15 protein-coding genes are annotated in these 20,534 nt (G+C 66.5%); 5 read left to right on the plus strand and 10 right to left on the minus strand.

Annotation, left to right across the window (positions count from 1 at the left end):
• The first annotated feature begins 84 nt into the window (after positions 1–84).
• From ppsA to IEX43_RS01600, 3 genes are read left to right on the plus strand one after another with little or no spacing between them, the layout of a single operon-like run.
• Complete coding sequence (gene ppsA / locus IEX43_RS01590; protein WP_188808774.1) at positions 85–2,499, plus strand: phosphoenolpyruvate synthase; 2,415 nt, start codon at positions 85–87, stop codon at positions 2,497–2,499.
• A gap of 42 nt (positions 2,500–2,541) precedes the next feature.
• On the plus strand, positions 2,542–5,763 hold the full coding sequence (locus IEX43_RS01595) for an HAD-IA family hydrolase (RefSeq protein WP_188808775.1): 3,222 nt from the start codon (positions 2,542–2,544) through the stop codon (positions 5,761–5,763).
• Positions 5,760–6,785 (plus strand): ATP-dependent 6-phosphofructokinase, encoded by a 1,026-nt coding sequence (locus IEX43_RS01600; RefSeq protein WP_188808776.1) that lies wholly within the window; start codon positions 5,760–5,762, stop codon positions 6,783–6,785. Before IEX43_RS01595 ends, IEX43_RS01600 begins: the two co-directional genes overlap by 4 nt.
• Before the next feature lie 85 nt (positions 6,786–6,870).
• On the opposite strand, the gene IEX43_RS01605 is transcribed toward IEX43_RS01600, so the two are convergent.
• The 5 genes from IEX43_RS01605 to IEX43_RS01625 all read right to left on the minus strand — a co-directional run bounded on the left by IEX43_RS01605 (position 6,871) and on the right by IEX43_RS01625 (position 12,346).
• Complete coding sequence (locus IEX43_RS01605; protein WP_188808777.1) at positions 6,871–7,293, minus strand: Hsp20/alpha crystallin family protein; 423 nt, start codon at positions 7,291–7,293, stop codon at positions 6,871–6,873.
• A 100-nt stretch (positions 7,294–7,393) separates the two neighbouring features.
• The gene (locus tag IEX43_RS01610) at positions 7,394–8,407 is read right to left on the minus strand and encodes a zinc-dependent alcohol dehydrogenase family protein (RefSeq protein ID WP_188808778.1); all 1,014 of its coding nucleotides are present in this window, start codon (positions 8,405–8,407) and stop codon (positions 7,394–7,396) included.
• Between the two features lie 77 nt (positions 8,408–8,484).
• Positions 8,485–10,929, minus strand: a complete 2,445-nt coding sequence (locus tag IEX43_RS01615; protein ID WP_188809050.1) for an HAD-IC family P-type ATPase — start codon at positions 10,927–10,929, stop codon at positions 8,485–8,487.
• A 24-nt stretch (positions 10,930–10,953) separates the two neighbouring features.
• Positions 10,954–11,829 carry a universal stress protein gene (locus IEX43_RS01620; protein ID WP_188808779.1) on the minus strand — a complete coding sequence of 292 codons (876 nt, stop codon included), beginning with the start codon at positions 11,827–11,829 and terminating at the stop codon, positions 10,954–10,956.
• A 55-nt stretch (positions 11,830–11,884) separates the two neighbouring features.
• On the minus strand, positions 11,885–12,346 hold the full coding sequence (locus tag IEX43_RS01625; protein WP_188808780.1) for a pyridoxamine 5'-phosphate oxidase family protein: 462 nt from the start codon (positions 12,344–12,346) through the stop codon (positions 11,885–11,887).
• Positions 12,347–12,598: 252 nt separating this feature from the next.
• Between IEX43_RS01625 and IEX43_RS01630 the strand changes: the two genes are divergently transcribed.
• A complete protein-coding gene (locus tag IEX43_RS01630) occupies positions 12,599–14,278 on the plus strand; it encodes a GAF domain-containing sensor histidine kinase (protein ID WP_188808781.1) in 1,680 nt (559 codons plus the stop codon).
• Between the two features lie 66 nt (positions 14,279–14,344).
• Here the strand turns inward: IEX43_RS01630 and IEX43_RS01635 are convergent, their stop codons facing one another.
• Positions 14,345–14,968, minus strand: coding sequence for a response regulator (locus IEX43_RS01635; RefSeq protein ID WP_188808782.1), 624 nt, complete (start codon positions 14,966–14,968; stop codon positions 14,345–14,347).
• A gap of 317 nt (positions 14,969–15,285) precedes the next feature.
• On the opposite strand from IEX43_RS01635, the gene IEX43_RS01640 reads away from it, so the two are divergent.
• Entirely contained in the window at positions 15,286–15,768 is a 483-nt protein-coding gene (locus tag IEX43_RS01640; protein ID WP_188808783.1) for a universal stress protein, read from the plus strand.
• 10 nt (positions 15,769–15,778) lie between these two features.
• Here the strand turns inward: IEX43_RS01640 and IEX43_RS01645 are convergent, their stop codons facing one another.
• From IEX43_RS01645 to IEX43_RS01660, 4 genes are read right to left on the minus strand one after another with little or no spacing between them, the layout of a single operon-like run.
• Positions 15,779–16,039: a hypothetical protein gene (locus tag IEX43_RS01645; RefSeq protein WP_229666258.1), complete on the minus strand. Its 261-nt coding sequence runs from the start codon at positions 16,037–16,039 to the stop codon at positions 15,779–15,781.
• 45 nt (positions 16,040–16,084) lie between these two features.
• Positions 16,085–18,910, minus strand: a complete 2,826-nt coding sequence (locus IEX43_RS01650) for an HAD-IC family P-type ATPase (RefSeq protein ID WP_188808784.1) — start codon at positions 18,908–18,910, stop codon at positions 16,085–16,087.
• A 17-nt stretch (positions 18,911–18,927) separates the two neighbouring features.
• Complete coding sequence (locus IEX43_RS01655) at positions 18,928–19,959, minus strand: polysaccharide deacetylase family protein (protein WP_229666259.1); 1,032 nt, start codon at positions 19,957–19,959, stop codon at positions 18,928–18,930.
• 50 nt (positions 19,960–20,009) lie between these two features.
• Positions 20,010–20,459 carry a universal stress protein gene (locus IEX43_RS01660; RefSeq protein ID WP_188808785.1) on the minus strand — a complete coding sequence of 150 codons (450 nt, stop codon included), beginning with the start codon at positions 20,457–20,459 and terminating at the stop codon, positions 20,010–20,012.
• Between the last annotated feature and the right edge of the window lie 75 nt (positions 20,460–20,534).

A 20,534-nucleotide genomic window follows, 5' to 3' on the forward strand; every position in this document is an offset into this window, starting at 1 on the left:
GTTGGGCGGGGGTGTCCTTGGACATGCGGCTGCTCGGGACCAAAGACTCTGCATAGCCTCCGGGGCACGGCCCAGAATCAAGGCATGACTGCTCCCGCAACGTCCCCGGCCGATGTCCACGTCAAGTGGTTCGAGGACACCGGGATCGGGGACATCGCGTCCGTGGGAGGAAAAAACGCGTCTTTGGGCGAGTTGAGCCGCTCCCTGCAGTCCGCCGGCGTGAGGGTTCCCGACGGGTTTGCCACCACCGCCGGCGCCTACCGCGCCTTCCTGGCTTCGAACGCCCTGGAGCCGCGCATCAGGACGTACATCGAGGAGTACCGGGCCGGACGCGCAACGCTGCGCCAGGCGGGGGCGGCAATCCGGGAGCTGTTCCTGTCAGCTACGTTCCCGGACAGCATCGGAGAGGCGATCCAGGAGCGCTACCGGCTCCTTTCCCGCCGGGCGGGCCAGCCGGAGGTGTCCGTTGCAGTCCGCAGCAGCGCCACAGCCGAGGACCTGCCGGACGCCAGCTTCGCGGGCCAGCAGGAGACATTCCTTAATGTGGCAGGGGAGCGGGCCGTCCTCGAGGCGTGCCGGAACTGCTATGCCTCGCTGTTCACTGACAGGGCCATCAGCTACCGCGAAATGAAGGGCTACGACCACCTCGACGTGGCCCTGTCCGTGGGCGTCCAGCGCATGGTCCGCTCGGACCTCGGCGCCTCCGGGGTCATGTTCTCCATCGACACCGAATCCGGCTTCCCGGAGGCCGTGCTCATCAGCGCGGCGTGGGGCCTCGGGGAGACCGTTGTCCAGGGGACCATCAATCCGGACAAATACCAGGTGTTCAAGCCGCTGCTCGCAGACGAGCGCTTCAGCCCAGTGATCGAGAGGGAACGGGGCGCCAAGGAACGCAAAATGGTCTACAGCCACGGGGGCAACGCGCGGACCCGGCTGGTGGAGACCACCGAACGGGAGCAGGAGTCCCTGGTGCTGTCCGATGACGAAGTGGTTCTACTGGCGCGCTGGGCCAAAGCCGTGGAAGACCACTATGGGCGGCCCATGGACATGGAGTGGGCCAAAGACGGCGTGACGGGCGAACTGTTCATGGTGCAGGCGAGGCCGGAAACGGTGCAGGCCCAGCGCAGCAGCACCTCCTTCCGGACGTACCATCTCCGGCAGCAGGGCAGGCTGCTGACCGCGGGGGCCGCGATTGGGGATGCCATCGCCGGCGGGCAGGCCTGCGTCATCCGGGACGCCAAGGACATCGAATCCTTCAAGGACGGGTCCGTGCTGGTGACCAGGATGACGGACCCGGACTGGGTCCCGGTCATGAAGCGGGCAGCCGGCATCGTCACTGACCACGGCGGCCCAACCAGCCACGCAGCGATCGTCAGCCGGGAACTCGGCGTGCCCGCCGTCGTCGGAACCCGGAACGCAACGGAAGCCGTGCCTGATGGTGCCCCCATCACTCTGTCCTGCGCAGAAGGCGAGGAAGGCCGCGTCTATGAGGGGCTGCTGGAGTTTGGCGTGGAAGAAGTGGACCTCGAGGCCCTTCCGGCCACCGGCACTGACGTGATGGTGAACATCGGCAGTCCTGCCGCAGCCTTCAAGTGGTGGCGGCTGCCGGCGGCGGGAGTGGGCCTCGCGAGGATGGAATTCATCATCAACAACCTCATCCGCATCCATCCCATGGCACTGGTCCACCCTGAAAGGGTGACGGACCCGGAGGAAGCTGCGCTCATCCGGAAGCTCACCAGCGGCTACAGCGACCCGACGGAGTATTTTGTTGACGTGCTGGCCACCGGGATCGCCAAAATAGCGGCGCCCTTCCACCCAAAACCGGTGATCGTCCGGCTCAGCGATTTCAAGAGCAACGAGTACAGCCACCTGGTTGGCGGCGGGTTTTTTGAACGTCCGGAAGAGAACCCCATGCTGGGCTTCCGCGGAGCCTCGCGCTACTACAGCGATCACTACCGGGAAGGCTTCGCCCTCGAATGCAAAGCCCTCAAACGGGTACGCGAGGAGGTGGGCTTCGCCAACATCATCGTTATGGTCCCGTTCTGCCGGACCGTCCGGGAAGCGGACCTGGTCATCGAAGCGATGGCCGGCCAAGGACTGGTGAGGGGCGGTGCCGGGCTGCAGCTCTACATGATGTGTGAAATACCCTCGAATGTAGTGCTGGCCGAGCAGTTCGCCGAGCGCTTCGACGGGTTCTCCATCGGCTCCAACGACCTGACCCAACTGGTCCTGGGGGTGGACCGCGATTCCGAACAGCTCGCCGGGCTGTTCGATGAGAGGGACCCCGCGGTCAGCGCGATGATTGCCCAGGCCATCGACAAGGCGCACGCCGCGGGCATCAAGATTGGCATCTGCGGGCAGGGGCCCAGCAACCATCCGGATCTTGCGGAATTCCTGATCGGCCGCGGCATAGATTCAATCTCGCTGAACCCGGACACCTACGTGAAGACCTTGCCCGTCATCGCCGCAGCCGAGCAGCGGCTGGCCAGACAGGCCTAACGGCACTGTCAACTGCGGACGGCCTGCTGGTATCCCTGTCATATGACCGCGTCCTCACCCACTGCCGCAGCCGCCAGGCCGCCCTTTGACGCCGTCATTTTCGATCTGGACGGGGTGGTGACCAACACGGCGCTGGTCCATCAGGCGGCCTGGCGGGAGGCCTTCGAACAGATCCTGCAGGACCCCAGGGTGCCGGACACTGCCGACCGTTCACCCCTTTCCAAAGCTGACTACCGCACCTACATCGACGGCCTTCCCCGGGAGGAAGGCGTCCTGAAGTTCCTTGCTTCACGGGGGGTCAAAGTTGAAAAAGGGTCTGACGGGGATGGGCCCGGCACCTGGACAGCGTTCGGCCTTGGTGCCCTGAAGAACCGGCTGTTCCAGGAGAGGCTTAGGCGGGACGGTGTCCAGAGCTATCCGGGAACGGTGCAACTGCTGCACAGGCTTTCCGACGCCGGAGTCCCCACCGGAGTGGTCACGTCCAGCCGCAATGCGTCCTCGGTCCTGGACGCCGCCGGCATCCCGGATGTTTTCGGCGTCATCCTGGACGGGACTGCTGCAGCCAACCTGGGCCTCCGGGGGAAGCCCGCCCCTGACGTCTTCCTGGCGGCCGCGTTCCGTCTTGGGGTATCGCCGTCCCACTCCGTGGTCATCGAGGATTCGGTGGCAGGGGTCCTCGCAGCGCACAGGGGCGGGTTCGGCCTGGTGGTGGGCATCGACCGCAGCGGAACCCGGCGGGAGCTCGAAGCCGCCGGTGCCGGCACAGTCCTCAATGACGTCCGCGAACTGGACCTGGGCCTTGTCCTTGGCGATCCGTGGCAGCTTGTCTATGAGGGCTTCGACGCAGGACACGAGGGCCACCGGGAAGCGCTGACCACCCTTGGCAATGGCTACCTGGCGGTCCGGGGCGCATCCCCGGAGGGCGGCGGAAGCATCCGGTATGCCGGCATGTACCTGGCCGGCGTGTTCAACCGCCTGGCCGCCGAAGTCGCCGGCGAGGTGCTCGTGGAGGAACACATGGTGAACGCGCCTGACTGCCTTCCCCTGGACCTGCGGCTGGCGGACGGGCAGTGGTGGTCGGAAGGAGGCCTGGCGGTTGTCCGCGAGCGCCGCGCCCTTGATCTCCAGCGTGCGGTTCTGGAACGGCGGCTCCTGCTGGAAGCCGGGGACAAACGGCGGATGGAAATTGTCCAGACCAGGTTCGTGTCCATGGCTGAGCCCCACCTGCTCGGCCTTGAAACGAAGATTACGCCCTTGGGCTGGAGCGGTGCCGTGGAAGTGCGCAGCGGCGTCACTACGGGCGTCACCAACTCGAATGTCCCCGAACCGGCCTCCAGCCCGGGGGTTCACCTCGTTGACCGGACCACGGACGGCGGCGGCATCAGTCAGCCGGCTCCGGACGACGTTTCCGTGGTCGAGGCCGAGACGACCCAGAGCCTGATCCGGGTAGCCGTGGCGTTCCGCACCCGTGTGTCCGGGGGAGCAGGCGTCGGCGGAACAGGAAGCGGCGGAACGGGTGCAGGGAAGCCCGGCAGCATAGGCCCGTTCCACTTCATGGCATTCCAGGTGGCCCTCGCTGACGGAGCTGCAGCAAGAATCAGCAAGACCGTGGCGGTGGTGACATCCCGCGACCGGGCGATCGCATCCCCGGCCTCAGCCGCCGTGGCCGTGCTGGCCCGCGCCGGCGGGGACATCGACGCCGTCATGACCGCACACCAGGACGCCTGGCGGCACGAACTCCATCCGTTCCTGGTGGACATCGAGGCTCCGGTGCAGGTGCGCCTGGTCCTCAACCTCCATATCTTCCATCTGCTGCAGACCCTTACGCGCCACACGGCGGAACTCGACGCCGGGGTCACCGCCCGGGGGCTCCACGGTGAGGGCTACCGCGGCCATGTCTTCTGGGACGAATTGTTTGTCCTTCCGCTCCTGACCACACGGACACCGGATGTAGCCCGGTCCCTCATTGAATACCGGTGGCGGAGGCTTCCGGCAGCCCGCCACGCGGCAGCGGTCCAGGGCCTCTCCGGGGCGCAGTTTCCCTGGCAAAGCGGGAGCGACGGTACGGAAGAAACGCCCAAGTGGCTCTATAACTACAGGTCCGGCAGGTGGGTGAAGGACCACTCGCACATGCAGCTGCACTCGGGACTGGCTGTGGCCTTCAACGTCTGGCAGTATTTCCAGGCCACCAGTGACAAAGCCTGGCTCCTCCGCAAGGGCGCCGAACTGGTGGTCGAGGTTGCCCGGTTCTTCGCATCGCGGGCCGGGCACAGCCCGGACACCGGGCGGTACCACATCCGCGGCGTCGTCGGGCCAGATGAATATCACACGGGATATCCGGGCCACACGGATCCCGGACTGGACGACAACGCCTACACCAACGCCATGGCTGCCTGGGTCTGCCTTAGGGCTGCGGAGATCATGGGCATCTTCCACGGGAATGAACTCGCCGGCCTGATGGAAAGGCTTGGCATCACCGGTGAGGAGGCAGCCGGCTGGGAGCAGGTGGGCAGGGCCATGTTCATCCCGTTCCACACGGACGGCGTCATCAGCCAGTTTGCCGGGTACGAGGGGCTCGAGGAACTCGACTGGGAACGGTACCGGGAAACCTATGACAGCATCGAGCGGCTCGACCTGATCCTGGAAGCCGAGGGGGACGAAACCAACCGGTACAAGCTTGCCAAGCAGGCCGATGTCCTGATGCTGCCCTACCTGCTGGGCCATGAAGGGGTGATCGCCCTGCTCCAGGAACTGGGATACGCGTTTACGGGAGACCAGTTGAACCGGACCATCGAGTATTACCTGGCACGGACTGCCCACGGGTCCACTTTGAGCCGGGTTGCCCACGCTTCCGTCCTTGCCGCGCTGGACGCCGACCGTGCCTGGGACAGCTTCCGGGAAGCGCTCGACGCCGACCTCGACGATACGCAGCACGGCACGACACGCACGGGCATCCATCTGGGGGCCATGGCTGGGAGCATCGACGTCATCCAGCGCAGCTTCGCCGGACTAAGGCTCAGCGGCGACACGCTCGTCTTTGCTCCCAACCTGCCCACCGGCCTCCGGTCCGTCGCCTTCAGGGTCCGGTACCGCGAGCATTTCCTGAACGTCGAATTGAAGGACGGGCGCATGAGGATTGCCTCGGCGGACGGGGACGCTGAACCCATCAGCGTGCGCGTCAACGGCAGGAAGGCTGCGCTTGCCGCCGGCCAAGTCAGGACATTCCGGCTGCCCATGCCGGGGGAGGGATCGGCCGCGTCATGAAGAAACTCGGAATCCTGACAAGCGGCGGGGACTGCCCCGGCGTCAATGCAGTAATCCGCGGAGCCGTGCTGGGCGGTGAGGTTGTCCATGGATACGGGTTCGTGGGGTTCCGCGACGGCTGGCGGGGAGTCCTGGAACAGGATGTGGTTCCTTTGCCCCGGCGGAGCGTCCGCGGCATATCCCGGCTCGGCGGGACCATCCTGGGAACATCCCGCACCAATCCGCTGGAAGGCGGCGGAACCGGCGCGGTGCGGGAAAGCCTGCGGCGCAACGGCCTGATGGGCCTGATCGCCATTGGCGGTGAGGGGACGCTCGCCGCAGCGAAGGCGCTGTGCGACCAGGGCGTCAACGTGGTGGGTGTTCCCAAGACCATCGATAACGATCTTGGTGCGACGGACTATACGTTTGGGTTTGATTCGGCCGTCCAGACAGCCACTGAAGCCATTGACAGGCTGAGGACCACAGGGGAGTCGCACCACCGGTGCATGATCGCCGAGGTCATGGGCCGGAATGCCGGCTGGATCGCCCTGCACTCGGGGATGGCCTCGGGCGCCCATGCCATCCTCATCCCCGAGCACCCGGTGTCCCTGGACCAGATCTCCACGTGGGTGATGTCAGCACGGGACCGCGGGCGGGCGCCCCTGGTGGTGGTGGCCGAAGCTTTTGCACCGGAGGGGCAGGGAACACCCTATGCGCCCCGTGGGCTCGATACCTTTGGCCGGCCGCGCCTTGGGGGTATCGGCCGGCTATTGGAACAGCAGCTGCAGGAGACCACCGGGATAGAGACAAGGGCCACCGTCCTGGGCCACATCCAGCGTGGTGGAGAGCCCACGGCGTATGACCGCGTCCTTGCCACGCGGCTGGGGCTGGCGGCCGTCGAAGCGGCGGCCAACGGCTCGTGGGGGACCATGGTGTCCCTTCGCGGCACGGACATCGTCACCGTGGGCCTCGAGCTTGCGCTCGGAAGCCTGAAGGTGGTTTCCGAGGCCCGGTACAAGGAGGCGGCAGTCTTGTTCGGCTGATGGCGCCGGTGCTGACGCGGCACCTGGCTGGCACGACACCTGGGTGGCGTGACCGTGCCTGGCCCAGGAGGGACCAGGCACATCGTCAGCCTCTGCTAATGGGGACCTTTGACGCGGAAGCCACCTCTCGCTGGTCCGGAAGGGGAGCGCGGACTTCCAGGACGCCGTCCTTGTAGGAAGCGGTGACGTCACCTTGCTGCACCCCGCTGGGGAGCGGGAGCCGCCGGACGAAAGAACCGTATCGGAATTCGGACCGGTAGCTGTCTTTGTCCTTGTGTTCCGTTTTCTCCTGCCGCTCGGCCTTGATGGACAGGACACCGTCTGTCACGGTCACGTCCACGTCTTTTTCCGGGTCGATTCCGGGCAGCTCCGCCCGCACCACCAAGGTGTTGCCGTCCACCATTTCCTCAACCCGGATGGGGGACGACCCCATCTCTCCTTCGAAGAGTCTTTCGATCACATCCATGGGGGAGCGGTGGGATTCAAACCATTTCATCAGGTCAGTCATTGTTGCCTCCTGCTCATTGTGCGCCGGGACGCGTCACCCGGCATTAACACCATCCGCCCTCTGCAGGTGCTGTTCCAGAGTCCAAGGTCCCACCCCGGTTTCACTCTTTCTCCGGGCGGACCCGCAGGACGGCAGAACCGGTAATCCTGTCCGCAGCGAGATCACCAAGAGCCGTGTCCGCGGCATCGAACGGGTAGGCGGTGGTGGTGGGTGACAGCGAAATCCGGGCCGCGAGCGCAAGGAACTCACGCCCGTCCGCGCGTGTATTGGCTGTCACGCTGCGGACCTGGCGCTCGTAGAACAGGTGGTCCTCATAGTTCAGGGCTGGTATGTCGGTGAGGTGGATACCGGCAATCGCAAGTGTGCCGCCGCGGTCAAGGGCGGCGAGCGCGGCCGGCACCAGGCCGCCCACCGGAGCAAAAAGAATCGCGGAATCAAGCGGCACCGGTGGCTTGTCATACGCGTCCCCGGCATATTCGGCTCCCAGGTCCCGGGCAAGGGCCCGGGCCTCCTTAGACCGGGTCATGACAAAAACGGATGCCCCCTGGTAGATCGCCATCTGCGCGGTCAGGTGGGCGGAACTGCCGAAACCGTAGATGCCAAGGCGCCCGCCAGCCGGCAGGTTGGCGCGTTTCAGAGCACGGTAGCCAATGATGCCCGAGCACAGCAGCGGCGCTGCCTGTTCGTCGCTGAACACCTCAGGAATGAGGTAGGCAAAGTCCTGGGAGACAGTGAGTTTTTGCGCGTAGCCGCCGTCGTTGTCCCATCCGGTGAAGACGGGCGCCGAGCACAGGTTCTCGTCACCCCGGCGGCAATACGTGCACGTTCCGCAGACGCCGCCCAGCCACGCGACGCCTACCCTGTCGCCCGGGGCGAACCGGTGGGCGCCCGGGCCGGTTTCCACCACCACGCCCACCGCCTCGTGGCCCGGGACAACCCCGGGACGGCGTGGTTGCAGGTCCCCTTCGGCCAGATGGAGGTCGGTCCGGCAGATTCCGCAGACACTCACGTCCACCAGGAGTTCATTGGCCGCGGGCCTGGGGTCTTCGCGGAGGCCCCGGACCAGGGGACGGGTGGACATAGGGCCGGGCTGGCCCACCCACCATGCGAGCACCTTGTCCTCCTTCTGCCGGGTTGTTTAACAATGGCCCAGCTTGGCTGTGCCTCCCAGAGCCGAAGGTCACCCTTGCTTCAGTCCGCTGAGCGGCCAGCCAGGCGCCGCTGGACGTACCGGATTGCTTCGATGATGATGCTGCCGCCCACGGCCACCGCGACCGAAGCGGCCAGGAGGTCCGTGGGCGGCCAGTCCAGGCGGAAGAACTCTTTTGACGGCGGCACGGTGAACAGGAGCGCCAGGCCTGCGTACATGCCCGCCAGAATGAGGGTCTTCGTCCAGGTGAGGGGCCGGGAGGCGGTCACGAGGATCCACGAGGCCACCAGGGCCAGGGTGATGACGGCGGCAGACTGCGTGGCCTCGGCGCTGCCAGGTGCAGCGAAGCGCGCGTACAGGCTGACCGCCAGGACACACAGGGCGCCGCACACTCCGGCCGGCACCGAGAAGGCCAGGGAGCGCTTCAGGAATCCGGCCTCATAACGCTGCGCGCTGGGTTGCAGGGCCAGGAAGAATGCCGGCAGCCCGATGGTCAGTCCGTCAAGGACGGACACCTGGCGCGGAAGGAACGGAAAGGGCCACAGGAGCAGGGCAAACGCCAACGAGATGACGGTGATGTAGACGGTCTTGCTGAGGAACACCATGGAAACCCGCTCGATGTTGCTGATGGCCCTGCGGCCCTCGGCAACCACCGCCGGCAACCTGTCGAAGCGCCCGTCCAGGAGGATAAGCCGGGCTACCGCCTTGGTGGCCGGTGACGCTGTGTCCATGGCGATGCCCAGGTCGGCTTCCTTGAGTGCCAGGACGTCGTTGACCCCGTCGCCGGTCATGGCCACCGTGTGCCCTCCCCGCTTCAGCGCCTGGACCATGTCCCTCTTCTGGGAAGGGGTCACGCTTCCAAAAACGTGATGGGTCTCCACCGTTTCCTGTAGCAGCAACGGGTCCGTGGGCAGTTTCCTGGCGTCGTAGGCCCCGCCCGGTCCCAGGCCCACCGCGCGCGCGAGCACTGCCACTGTGCGGGGGTCGTCACCGGAGATGATCTTCAAGGCCACCCCCTGCTGCCGGAAATAGGCAAGCGTCGCTGGTGCTTCCTTCCGGATATCCTCGCGGAAGGTCAGCAGCACCACCGGGATGAGGCCCGCGGGCACTGCGACGCCCTGCTCGGATACCGGCAGGGGCCCGGGCATGTGGGCGAGTGCCAGCGTCCGCAGGCCCGTGGAGGCCAGCGCCGCGGCGCTCCGGCGGGCGGGGGCGCCGGATGACAATTCCGCCAATACGAAATCCGGGGCCCCAAGTACCCAGGTCCCGGCGGCCTGCGAGCCCGGCGGGAACGTCACTGAGCTCCATTTCAGGGCCGAGGTGAACGGCACGGATGACGCTTCGGGCAAAACGTCGGCCGCGGGAAAAGCGTCGCCGATGGACTTGGCGGTGGTACTGGCTTCCTCCTTGGCGCCGAACCATTCAAGGGCCTTCCGCCACCCCTCGGCCGGTGGGGCACCGGCGTCGTGCACGGCGTCGAATGTCATGGCGCCGGAAGACAAGGTCCCGGTCTTGTCCAGGCACAGGACATCCACCCTGGCCAGTACCTCAACGGCCGCAAGCTCCTGGACCAGGACCATGTGGCCGGCAAGCCGGACCCCGCCCACCGCAAAAGCGACGCTGGTGAGCAGGACCAGGCCAAGGGGAATCATTGACATGATGCTGGCCACCAGTCCCACCGCGGCAGGGATCCACTGGCCGGAGCTGAAGGCGGCCTCCCAGCCGCCGGCGTTCTGGACTTGGGCGTGGGTAACCAGGACGGCAGTCGGCAGGAGCAGCCATGTGATGACCCGAAGCACCTTGTCCAGCCCGGAGCGTATCTCGGACGTGACCAGGGCGAACCGCCTTGCTTCGGCAGTCAGTTTGTAGGCAAACGTGTCCGGTCCCACCCGGACCACCACCGCCCGTCCGCTGCCGGCCATGATCAGTGACCCGGACAGGAGCGCTGCTCCCGGTTGCTTGGGAACCGGTGCTGACTCACCGGTCAAAAAGGATTCATCCGCCTCCACGTACCCGCCGTCCAGGAGCCGCACGTCAGCGGCCACCTGTTCCCCGGCGCTGAGCAGGACGATGTCATCAGGAACCAGGGCCTCCGCCGGGACCAGCCGGGTGCTGCCGTCCCGGATGACCCTGCTCTGTGCCGCGTGGAGTATGGCCAGCCTGTCCAGGGACTGCTTGGCGCGGTATTCCTGGACGATTCCGATTAGGGAATTCCCCAGCGCCGAGAAGCCAAAGAGCGCGTCGCGCCACTGGTCCAGCACCAGCAGCAGGACAAAGCAGCCCGCCACGATGGCGTTGAAAAGGGTCAGGACGTTCGCCCGGACAATGTCCCACACGCTGCGGCTTGTTGCTCCGGGGATGCTGTTGGTCTGTCCCGCGTTAGTCCGGGCCAGGACGTCGGCTGAGCTGAGTCCGTCCAGCCCCGGCTGTCCCGCGGGGGCGCCGGAAGCCACGTGCTGTCCGGCGCTTTCCCCTGCTTCAAACATCACGTGGGGCGCGCAGCCCGCCCGTTATGTGTCATGCCGGGACTTCTTGAGCCGGGTGATGACCGTGGGGCAGGGAGGCTGGGTCAGGACACCGTGCGCCGTCGAGCCGAGCAGAAGCCTGCCGAAGCTTCCCCTGCCCCGGCTGCCCAAAACCAGCATCCGGGCGTCCGCGGCTGCCCGGACCAGGGCATCTGCAGGTTCCAGGACGGTTTCCAGGACCCCGTGCACTACAAGGCCGGGGTAGTCCTGGCGAAGTCCCGCAACAGCCTCGGCCAGGACAACCTGTTCCTCTTCCTCCACATGTCCGGCGAAGCTGCTGGACGGAAGGCCCGCTCTGATCCAGCGGTTGGGGCCAGTGAACGCGTACAGGACGGTGAGTTCCTCGCCCAGTGCGTCAGCCTCGGCCGCGGCGAAAGCCACGGCCTGCGTGGACTCCCTCGACCCGTCCACGCCCACCACCACACCCTGCCCGCTGCCCTGGCCTGTCCCGATCACGGCCACCGGGCATTCGGCCGTTGCAGCTGCCTGGAGGGCCCGGTCGGTCAGCGCACCGCGGGAGTGGCCACTGCTGCCAAGGACCAGCATCGAGGCGTTCTCCGAGTACTTGCCAAGGGATGCCCCAACGCTTCCTTCCAGGAGTTCATGGGAAACCTGAAGGTCCGGTTCTGCGCTGCGCACCGTTTCTCCGGCTTCTTTCAGCATGTCCATCGCAGATTTGCGCAGGACGTCGATGTAGGGGAGGGCTTCAATCCTTTCGCCCGCCATCCAGCGGTCGTCGAGGACATGAAGGATTGCCAGCGGCACCTTTTGCCGACGGGCACGGGCCGCTGCCCACAGCAGTGCGGCCTTGGAAGGAGCGGAGTCGGCGATGCCGACGGCGACGGGCTTGTGTGCGTCCATGGGTGACCTTCCGTGAAGCTGCTGTTGCTGACGGTTTCTCATGCCGGACAGGGCCTCAGGCCCTGCCGGCCGGTTCCTGCGGTGCCCACCACCTGGTTGGCGGGGCGATGACGAATTTCCTCCCGGTGATTTCCTCAGGGGTGACCCGGATAAGGCTTTCCTTGGGGCCCGCCTGCCAGGGAGACAAACCTGCGTCTGAGGCATCCTGGAAGTCTTCGGCGTCGTCCACTACGGCAGCGTGCCCCTTCACCACCACGCTCCAGGCAATGGTGCCGTATTGGTTCAGCCCGTCAGCTTCCAGGGACACTGCCTTGCGGCCGGCCACTGCATCCATTTTTGTGCCCGGGCCGGTGCGAATCAGCAGGGTGCCGTTGCTGGGCACAAAGTTGACTGGGAAGATCTCCACCGTGTCGCCGCGGGTAAAGGCCATCCTGCACACCGAGGTTGACCGCAGGTACCTCCAGCAGTCATGCACTCCAAGGTTTTCGGGTTCCGGTTCTGTTGCAGCTGTGTCCATGGCCGTAGCCTAGGCCGCGGAGCTGGACGGGGCTAGGGAAGAAGGTCCTGCTGCATGCCGTCCTGGTGGCAGCTGATTCCGGCGTTCCATAAAAAGGGGTATTTCAGGCCTTGACTTACCCTCCTAGACTGGTGCCGGGACGTCGCTTCGTACTCAGGCGGAAGCGGCGTTGCCGGGGGACCAACTTCCCGGACGCGTGCAACACCGCTGAGGGCCCGCAACGACGCAGGCGCTCTCCACAGGAGGTCGGACATGAGTACTGAGCCGTGGAGCTCTCCCATGAAGGAGCGGGCCGAGGATCTCCTGCGGGACTTCGTTGCCCGCGCAGATGAGCTGCTGCAAACCCAGGAACGAATGAACGGCCTGCTTGCCGCCGTCGTCGCACTGGCCCAGGATCTGAGCCTTGAAGCCGTGCTGGACCGCCTTGTCCGCTCAGCATGTGAACTTGTGGGTGCGAAGTACGGCGCGATGGGGGTGATCGCGGAGGACCGCAGCCTGAGCCACTTCATCACGGTGGGAGTCGATGAGGAAGACATCAGGTCCATTGGGGACTTGCCTACGGGGCACGGTGTCCTGGGACACCTGATCCGGGAGCCTCGCCCATTGAGGCTCCACGACCTCGGCCGGCATCCCATGGCCTCGGGCTTTCCCCCCAACCATCCACCGATGAGCACCTTTCTTGGGGTGCCGGTCCGTGTCCGCGACGAAGTGTATGGGAACCTCTACCTGACGGAAAAGGACGGCGGGCAGGACTTCACCCCGGAGGATGAAGACCTTGCCGTGGCCCTCGCCGCCGCTGCCGGTGTGGCCATCCAGAATGCCCGCCTGTTCGAGGACAGCAAGCGGCGCCAGAAATGGCTGGAGGCCGGCATGGAACTGAGCAGCCGGCTGATCATGGCGCCGCATCCCGGGGACTCGGACAACCTGGACCTGGTGGCCGAAACTGCCTTGCGGGTCTCAGACTCCGCGCTTGCCGTGATTGCTGTCCCGGCCGGCGACGGGGTCCTGCGGTGCAGGTCCTCCGTGGGCGTCCAGGGCCTGCAGGCAGGGCAGGAAATCGGTGCTTCTGATGCCGTCTCCAAGGTCATGGAGACGGGGGAGTCCCGCGTGGTGCGTGATGCCCAGCAGGTGTTTGGTGACCAGGTGGCGGAAAAGCTGGGGTCGGTGCTGGTGTGCGCCATCGGCCACAGCAACAGCGAGAACGGCGTGCTGCTGCTCGCCCGTCCGCAGGGATCAACTGCCTACAGCCAGGCCGAAGCGGAATCCAGCTCGATTTTCGGGAGCAGGATCGGGCTGGCACTCGACCTTGCCCGGGTCCATGCGCTCCGTGAACAGAATCTCCTGTTCACGGACCGGGAGCGGATTGCCCGGGACCTGCACGATCTTGTCATCCAGCGGCTTTTCGCCTCCGGATTAAGTATCCAGAGCCTCCGCCGCTACACCCTTGACCCCATAGCGCACGAACGGATTGCCACGGTCACGTCCGAACTGGACGACACCATCCGGAAGCTGAGGGACACTATCTACTCCCTTCGGACCGGTGAGGAAAACCATGACCCCCTGACCAGCCGCATCCTGGGAGTGGTCCAGGACAACTCCCGCAGCTATGCCGTGGAACCGAAAGTAGCCTTTACCGGCCCCGTGGACGCAGTCCGGGAGAACGTTGCCGGCCACGTGCTTTCCGTTCTTTCCGAGGGACTCAGCAATGCCGCCCGCCACTCCGGTGCCAAGGAGATACGCGTTGCCGTGTCCGTAACCCCACGCCAGGTTGAACTGGTGATCCAGGACAACGGGTGCGGTTTTGACGAACCTGCGCAGGTGAGTGGCCTGGCCAATATGCGGCACCGGGCAGAAATGCTGGGCGGCAGCTGCACCATCCGGAGCGCGCCGGGGGAGGGCACCCGGATTACGTGGACCGCCCAGCGGCTGTGACGGAACCGGAAAGCGGCTCGCCCTGAACTGCTGCCGTGACCGGCAGCTGCGGGCCCGTGGGGCACGCTATTGCCCGTCGTGACTGTTCCGCGTGACGTACACGGCGGCCTGTGTCCTCCGCTCGAAGCCCAGCTTCGCCAGGATGGATGACACGTAGTTCTTCACTGTTTTCTCGGCCAGGAAGAGTTCCTCGCCGATCTGGCGGTTCGTCATGCCCTGCCCGATCAGCGTCAGGACCTTCTTCTCCTGGGCACTGAGCGCATCCAGCCGCGGGTCTGTCTGGGTCTTGGAAAGCCCGGCGATGATCCGCTCCCTGACTCCGGGCTCAAACAGGGACTCGCCGGCAGCGGCCCTCCGGATTCCGGCGAGGAGGTCGTCGCTCCTGATCTGCTTGAGGACGTACCCGGAAGCTCCTGCCAGGACGGCGCCGCGGATGGCCTGCTCGTCGTCGTAGCTTGTCAGGATCAGGCAATGCAGGCGGGGGTCCAGCGAGCGCACGTCCCGGCATACCTCGATGCCGGTGCCGTCCGGGAGCCGTCCGTCCAGGATCGCGATGTCCGGCTGCAGCGCCGGGATACGGCGCGTAGCCTCCGCCGCGGATCCGCTTTCCCCGACCACCTCGAACCCTTCGCCCTCCAGCAGGTCTTTCAGCCCCTGCCGGACAAGCTCGTGGTCATCGAGAATGAACACGCGAAGCGGCTCCTGGGGATCTGCGGCCCTGTCCGAGCCTGACTCAAGCCTTTGCACCCTATGCTCCCAATTGTCTTAAGGACTATGCCTGCACTGCTGTGCCGGCAGCCCGCGCCAGGGGCTTGGTCTCATCTTTCCTTCCGCGCGGACCCGCTGGAAGGGACCAAAGTCTGGAGTCCTGATCATATATCTGCCGCGCCACCACCGGCGGTTGTCCGCCACCGGCCCGGCGCCCCCGGCCGGCCGGTGACTTTCGGCCCTATCCCGTTGCCCGGACCCTGTACAGTCTGGGAGCAGACCCAACAGATCGGAGCCACATGGACGCCCCCGAGCGGCACCCCAGGATTGTTGTAGGCGTAGACGGTTCCGACGCCTCGATCGCGGCCCTTCGTACAGCCGGGTCATTGGCCGGGCCCCTCGGAGCCACGGTGGAGGCCTGGGCATGCTGGGACGTGCCGCCTGGCTATGGGCTCTACCTCGTTGTTGGCATTGAGGGCTTCGAATACGCCGCCAAGCAGTCACTGGAGCAGGCCCTCGCGGACGCTTTCGGCCCGGAGTTGCCGGCATTCGTCCAGCCGCGGCTGGTGCGGGGGAAAGCCAGCGAGCAACTGATAGAGGGGAGCCGGAACGCATCCCTCCTCATCGTGGGGCGGCGCGGGCACGGCAGCCTGGTGCTGGGTTCGGTGAGCTCGGCGTGCGTCAGCCACGCCCACTGTCCGGTCCTGGTGGTCCACGCCCCGGAGGAATCCACGCACGGAAAAAGAGGAAGCCACGCACGGAAAAGCGACGACGGGCAGTAAGTCCGGCTTATCAGCGATGGTGCGCGCCGTCGTCGTGCGTTCCGCCGTGGTGGCCCGCGCCTTCTCCGGTCAGTTCGTGAAGCCCCCGCACTGACTCGGCAAGGGACATGTCCGGGGACTGGACAATGAAGGGCATCAGCAGGCGGTTTTCCTTGTCCAGATGCAGGGCAAACAAGCGCTGGATGGCAGAGCCGGCCACGGCGGCGGCAAGTCCGCTGGAGGTGCGCAGTTCCTCCACGAGATCGACTATCACGCGGTGCTCGGCAAGCATCCCCTCCACCAGGAGCCTTCCCTCGGGTGTGGCGTGCGGTCCTGCCTAGAACGCGTGGCGCCGGAAGCGCTTGTCCACGGCGACAACGAGTGAAGCCAGCACGGCGATGCCCAGGATCCGCAGCCACGTGTCCACACCGATGGGGGCCGTGTGGAAGAGCCCGTTCATCACTGGTGAGTAAGTGATGGCCAGCTGGCCGGCCGCCTGGACCACGACGCCCAGGATGACCCAGCGGTTGCTGAAGAAGCCGATCCGCCAGACAGACCGCGTGAGGGAACGGCAGCTGAAGAGGTAGAACAGCTCCACCGCCACAAAGACGTTCACCGCCGCGGTCCGGGCCTCGGCGAGGGACGCCCCACTGTCCAGTTCAAGTTCGAATATCCACCAGGTGCCTGCCACGAGCAGGGTGGAGACCAGCAGGATCCGGAGGGTTAGGGTCCAGGTCAGGAGCGGCCGGCCGGGGGCCCGGGGAGGGCGGGACATGAGGCCCGGCTCCTTCGGTTCGAAGGCCAGCATCAGGCCCAGGCACACAGCGGTGGTCATGTTGATCCAGAGAATCTGTGTGGGCAGGACGGGCAGCGTTGCTCCGGCCAGGATCGCCACGAGGATTACCAGGCCTTCCCCCATGTTGGTGGGCAGGGTCCAGACGATGAATTTGGTCAGGTTGTCAAAGACGTTCCTGCCTTCCTCGACAGCTGCCTCAATCGTGGCGAAGTCGTCGTCGGTGAGGACGATGTCCGAGGCCTCCTTGGCCACTTCCGTCCCTGACCGGCCCATCGCGATACCGACGTTCGCCTGGCGCAGGGCCGGCGCATCGTTGACGCCGTCCCCGGTCATGGCAACCACGTGGCCCCGGGACTGCAGGGCACCGATGAGGCGAAGTTTCTGCTCGGGGGATACCCGCGCGAAAACTGTTGCCCGCTCCACCGCATCCGCCAGTTGGTCTGCGGGAATCGCGTCCAGCTCCGCTCCGGTCAGCGCTGTCCCGTCCGCCCGGTCCGCGGTGATGCCCACGGCCTCGGCGATGGTGGCGGCCGTTCCCACGTGGTCCCCGGTGATCATCTTGACGGCCACTCCGGCCTGGTGGCAGGCACGGACTGCTGCCGCTGCCGCCTCCCGCGGCGGATCGAACATCGCCTGGAGCCCTGTCAGCGTCAGCTGCCCGTGCAGGTTTGCCTCCGAGAGGACGGTGCCGGCAGGCAGGTGCATCGTGGCGGTCGCCAGGACCCTCAGTCCCGTGCCGGCAAACCGGTGCGCAACCTCCAGGACTGCCTGCTTGTTGAGGTGCCCGTTGGCGCCGTGGCTGTCCATCTGCCAGGCACACAGCTCCAGCACCCGTTCCACGGCGCCCTTCACCAGCACGGTGTCCTTCCCGGTGCCGCTTCCGTCCGGGAGCCGCGGGGAGTGGAGGGTGGCCATGAACAGGCGCTCGGACGTGAAGGGCAGCGCGCTGCGGCGCGGAGTGGCGGCGAGGAACTGCGCGGTGTCCACGCCGCCCTTCCCGGCGGCCACCAGCATCGCCGCCTCCGTGGGGTCCCCCTGGACCTGCCAGAGATTCCCTTCCCTGACCACCTTCGCGTCATTGCAGGCGCCGCCCGCCAGGAGGGACCAGTGCAGCGCCACGTCCGACGCCGCCGCCCCGCCAGCCGCTTCCACGGCGGCCTGGACACCCGCACCTGCACCCGCACCCGCACCTGCACCCGCACCCGCACCTGCGGGAAGGCTACGCCCCTCCGGGCCGTAGCCCGAGCCTGTCACGTCGTAGGAGCCGGCCGGAGTCCAGAGGCCCCGCACCGTCATCTGGTTTTCGGTAAACGTGCCGGTCTTGTCAGAACAGATGACCGTGGTGCTGCCCAACGTCTCAACAACCGGCAGCCGGCGCACCACCGCGCGGCGCCGTGCCATCCGGCGGACGCCGATGGCGAGCGTTACGGTGACTGCTGCGGGAAGGCCTTCAGGGATTGCCCCCACCGCCAGCGCAACGGCGGCCGTAAACATTTGGGCGGGCTCCTGGCCGCGTGCCACGCCGGCAAGGAAGGTCACGGCGGCCAGGGCAAGGATGGCCACCGTCAGCGTCATGCTGAAGCGCGCCAGCTTTTGGGTCAGGGGGGTGGCTACCGGCTGGACCGCTCCCATCAGCCGATGGATCTCACCGAGCTCCGTCTCGCCGCCGATGGCGACGACGACCCCGGCGCCGGTGCCGGCCGTCACCAGGGTGCCGCTGTAGACCATGTTCCGGCGGTCCGCCACCGGTGTTGTCGGGGGAAGGACCACTTCGTCCTTTGCCACTGCTTCGGACTCGCCTGTCAGTGCGGATTCGTCCGCCCGCAGGCCGGACAGCCGGACCAGCCGAAGGTCCGCCGGTACCTTGTCGCCGGCCTCGAGCAGGACCAGGTCTCCTGGAACGAGATCCTCCGAGGGCACCTCCAGCCGTTGCCCATCCCTGACCACCACTGCACGCGTGCGGACCAGGGAGTGGAGCGCATCCAGGGCAGCCTCTGCCCGGACTTCCTGGACAAAGCCAATCACCGTGTTAACCAGGACGACGGCGAGGATGACGCCCGAATCCAGGTACTCACCAAGGAACAACGTGACGGCTGCCGCGGCCAGCAGCACGTACACCAGCGGATTGTTGAACTGCCGCGCGAGTTTCCGGAAGATCCCCCCGCCGCGTGAGCGCGGAAGGACGTTGGCGCCGAACTGGACCTGCCGGCTGGCCACCTCCGCGGACGCGAGGCCCTGGACGTGGTCTGTCCCCAGCAGCAGGACCACCTCATGCAGGGGGAGTCCGTGGTGTGCGGGGTCGGCCGTTCCGCTGGCTGCCGCAGCAGGACGCCTGCCGGTGGATCTCGCCTGCCTGGTCTTTTCCATGACTGGCCTTTCCGGTCCTAGGGGGCCAGCAGCGCGTCGAGGGTGGCGAAGCCGTACCCTGCGGCGCTGATCCGGTCGATGATGTCCGGCAGGGCGTCGGCGTCAAGGGTGGAACCGTCGTCGGGATTCGAACCGATGTGCATAAGGACGATTTCGCCTGGCTGCAGGGCGGCCAGCGTGCGGTCCGCGACCGTCTGGGCTGTAGCGCCGCCACTGGTGCCCTTCCATCCCAGGGTGTCCACGGTCCACCGGACCGCAACGTAGCCGAGGCTGTTGACAGCGGCAATGGTGCGGGCATCCCGTTCACCGAAGGGGAAGCGGAACAGCGGGCGCGGATCGCCTCCGGCCGCCAGGATGGTTTGCTCCGCTCCCCGGACCTGCCGGGCAATCTGCGTGCCGTCCAGCCCGGTGAAACCCGGATGGGTCATGGAGTGGTTGGCCACCCGGTGCCCCGCGGAGACAATCTGTCCCACCCCGCCGGGGTTGGCCTCCACCCAGTTGCCGGTGAGGAAGAACGTGCCAGTGACCCCCTTTGCTGACAGGGTGGACAGGATTTTCGGCAGTCCTGCCGCGTTGGCGCCGGCATCAAAAGTCAGCGCCACCACGCTGCCCGCGTTCGGGATCACCGTGAGGTCCTGGGTCAGGAGCGCTGAAGGGAACGGCGCCGCCGGCGGCACAGGATCCGGCGCAGGGCCAGGCCCGGCTACCGGCACGGACGGCGGCGGGACCGGGACGGGCGGCACAGTGACGGGTGGCTGGACAGGATCCTGCCCTGCCTCCGGTGTTTCCGTCGATGCCCCCACGGGCTGGGATGGGGAGGGCTGGGCTGTTCTGGGCTGGGTTGTGGAGGGAGTGGCGCTGGAGGCCGCCGGACCGGGACTGGGGCTGGTGGACGCGCCCGGGGAGGCGGAGGGCGCGGCCGGCTGTGGAGGACTTCCCGCCGGTGCCCGCAGAAAGACGGCAAGAACAATGGCGAGGACAAGCAGGGCGAGCACGACGGCGGCTGCCGCCATCCGTCGTCGTGCGTCACTTTGCAGCGGCTCCGTCAACGGTCTGCGCCTGCCGTGGTCCCGGCCATGTGGACCTCCTCCGGAATCCCCTAGTTCTGTTCATCCGGAGTGTGGACCACCAGCACCGGGCAGTGGGCATGGGCCACCAGGGCTGAGCTGACCGAGCCCAGCAGCAGCCCGCCGAAGCCGCCGTGCCCGCGCCGTCCCACCACCACCATGTCTGCGTCGCGGCTTGCTTCGATCAGCGATTCGCGCGGATGGCCGCGGACCAGGGTAGGAACAACGTTCGACGGCGTTTCGTCACCGAACGCTGTTTTGACCGCCTCATCGAGGATCTCCCCGGCGCGCTCCTCGAAACCTTCGATGCCCATCATCACGTAGCCCGCGTAGACCTGCGGGTAATCCCAATACGCGTTGGCCATGACCTTCGCGCCCAGCGGCGTTGCCAGGCGCTGGGCCTGCCGCAAGGCCTCGATGGACGGCTCCGAGCCGTCGACGCCCACAAGGATCCGGGCAAATGGCGCTCCAGCAGTACTCATCTCAGCTCCTCAGGTGACCCGTGTGGTCCATCGTAATGATGTCCCGGCAGGACAGCGGGAGGTAGGGCCGAAAGT

The sequence above is a fragment of the Pseudarthrobacter polychromogenes genome (assembly GCF_014644495.1).
Lineage (GTDB): Bacteria > Actinomycetota > Actinomycetes > Actinomycetales > Micrococcaceae > Arthrobacter > Arthrobacter polychromogenes.

Excerpts from the sequence above, each read along its gene's own strand:
- ppsA (WP_188808774.1), top strand. The coding sequence starts at position 85 with ATGACTGCTCCCGCAACGTCCCCGGCCGATGTCCACGTCAAGTGGTTC.
- IEX43_RS01595 (WP_188808775.1), top strand. The coding sequence starts at position 2,542 with ATGACCGCGTCCTCACCCACTGCCGCAGCCGCCAGGCCGCCCTTTGAC.
- IEX43_RS01600 (WP_188808776.1), top strand. The coding sequence starts at position 5,760 with ATGAAGAAACTCGGAATCCTGACAAGCGGCGGGGACTGCCCCGGCGTC.
- IEX43_RS01605 (WP_188808777.1), bottom strand. The coding sequence starts at position 7,293 with ATGACTGACCTGATGAAATGGTTTGAATCCCACCGCTCCCCCATGGAT.
- IEX43_RS01615 (WP_188809050.1), bottom strand. The coding sequence starts at position 10,929 with ATGTTTGAAGCAGGGGAAAGCGCCGGACAGCACGTGGCTTCCGGCGCC.
- IEX43_RS01620 (WP_188808779.1), bottom strand. The coding sequence starts at position 11,829 with ATGGACGCACACAAGCCCGTCGCCGTCGGCATCGCCGACTCCGCTCCT.
- IEX43_RS01625 (WP_188808780.1), bottom strand. The coding sequence starts at position 12,346 with ATGGACACAGCTGCAACAGAACCGGAACCCGAAAACCTTGGAGTGCAT.
- IEX43_RS01630 (WP_188808781.1), top strand. The coding sequence starts at position 12,599 with ATGAGTACTGAGCCGTGGAGCTCTCCCATGAAGGAGCGGGCCGAGGAT.
- IEX43_RS01640 (WP_188808783.1), top strand. The coding sequence starts at position 15,286 with ATGGACGCCCCCGAGCGGCACCCCAGGATTGTTGTAGGCGTAGACGGT.
- IEX43_RS01645 (WP_229666258.1), bottom strand. The coding sequence starts at position 16,039 with ATGCTTGCCGAGCACCGCGTGATAGTCGATCTCGTGGAGGAACTGCGC.
- IEX43_RS01650 (WP_188808784.1), bottom strand. The coding sequence starts at position 18,910 with ATGGAAAAGACCAGGCAGGCGAGATCCACCGGCAGGCGTCCTGCTGCG.
- IEX43_RS01660 (WP_188808785.1), bottom strand. The coding sequence starts at position 20,459 with ATGAGTACTGCTGGAGCGCCATTTGCCCGGATCCTTGTGGGCGTCGAC.